This is a genomic window from uncultured Campylobacter sp., from assembly GCF_937890585.1.
GTDB lineage: Bacteria > Campylobacterota > Campylobacteria > Campylobacterales > Campylobacteraceae > Campylobacter_A.
The window spans coordinates 1-1,272 of record NZ_CALACG010000370.1; the positions used below are offsets into that span (position 1 = coordinate 1).

Consider the following 1,272-nt stretch of genomic DNA (forward strand, 5'->3'; position numbering starts at 1 on the left):
TGGAGTGCGGCGACTATCGCATTTAGCCTAAACGTGGGTGCTTATGCGTCTGAGTCTGTAAGGGCTGCCATACTTTCTGTGCCAAAAGGTCAGTGGGAGGCAGCCACATCGCTTGGCATGACGCACTATCAAATTTTAAAGCGCATCATCGCACCTCAAGCAGTGAGGATCTCGCTCCCTCCGCTTTCAAACACATTTATAGGCCTTGTTAAAGACACTTCACTAGCAGCTTCTATAACGATGGTGGATATGTTTATGGTCGCTCAAAGGATCGCAGCAAGGACCTTTGAGCCACTCATCCTCTACATCCTAGCAGCGCTCATCTATCTAGTGGTTTGCACACTCTTAACCTATCTTCAATCAAGGCTTGAAAAAGCTGTCTCAAGGTATGTCTAATGGCTATAAATTTTAAAAATATAAGCAAATCTTACGGCGATCATTTGGTGCTAGATAACATAAGTACAAGCTTTAAAGAGGGGCAAACGACCGTGATCGTTGGCTCATCTGGTTGTGGCAAATCAACGCTTCTTAGATGCATAAATTTACTTGAGATCCCACAAAGTGGCACTTTAGAGGTAGATGACAGGAGCGTAAATTTTAAAGAGAAGCTAAGCTCAAAAGAGCTTTTAGAAATTCGTAAAAAAACAGGCATGGTCTTTCAAAGCTTCAACCTCTTCCCTCACCTAACAGCGCTTCAAAATGTCACCGAAGCTCCGATCTACGTTCAAAAAAAGGATAAAAACAAAGCGATAAAAGAGGCAAAAGAGCTTTTAGCTAAAGTGGGGCTTAGCCACAAAGAAGATACCTATCCAAACAGGCTCTCAGGCGGACAAGCACAGCGCGTGGCCATCGCTAGAGCGTTAGCTGTAAATCCATACTTTTTGCTACTTGACGAGCCTACAAGTGCGCTTGATCCAGAGCTTGAGGCTGAAGTTTTAAAGGTCATCTTATCTCTTGCAAAAGAGAAAAAGTCTATGATCATCGTCACTCATAATATGAATTTTGCTAGAAAGATAGCTGATAGAATTTTGTTTTTAGATAAAGGTGTGATCGCCTTTGATGGCTTGGTAGATGAGTTTTTTAACAGCCAAAATGAGAGGATAAAAAGCTTCATCTCGGCTATGGATATATAAATTTAGCTAGAAGATCTAGCTAAATTAACTATGCAAAGTATGGTTTTATCTGCTCGATCCAAGCTGAAATTCTACCCTCAGTCTTGTCACTTTGGTTATCAGCATCAAGCGCTAGACCTACAAATTTACCGCCTCTTAC

Annotated in this window: 2 protein-coding genes and 1 pseudogene; 2 read left to right on the forward strand and 1 reads right to left on the reverse strand. The window is 41.8% G+C overall.

All coding sequences use genetic code 11. The features are described 5' to 3' along the window. Both Q0296_RS11030 and Q0296_RS11035 read left to right on the forward strand, forming a co-directional pair. Positions 1–396 (forward strand): amino acid ABC transporter permease (locus tag Q0296_RS11030; protein ID WP_298040547.1); only part of this gene is annotated, 396 nt, incomplete at its 5' end. Continuing rightward, positions 396–1,133 (forward strand): amino acid ABC transporter ATP-binding protein, encoded by a 738-nt coding sequence (locus tag Q0296_RS11035; RefSeq protein WP_103646885.1) that lies wholly within the window; start codon positions 396–398, stop codon positions 1,131–1,133. The genes Q0296_RS11030 and Q0296_RS11035, both read left to right, overlap by 1 nt. 28 nt (positions 1,134–1,161) lie before the next feature. On the opposite strand, the pseudogene Q0296_RS11040 reads toward Q0296_RS11035, so the two are convergent. Then, a pseudogene (locus Q0296_RS11040) lies at positions 1,162–1,272 on the reverse strand (flavodoxin); the annotation flags it as partial.

Excerpts from the sequence above, each read along its gene's own strand:
- Q0296_RS11035 (WP_103646885.1), top strand. The coding sequence starts at position 396 with ATGGCTATAAATTTTAAAAATATAAGCAAATCTTACGGCGATCATTTG.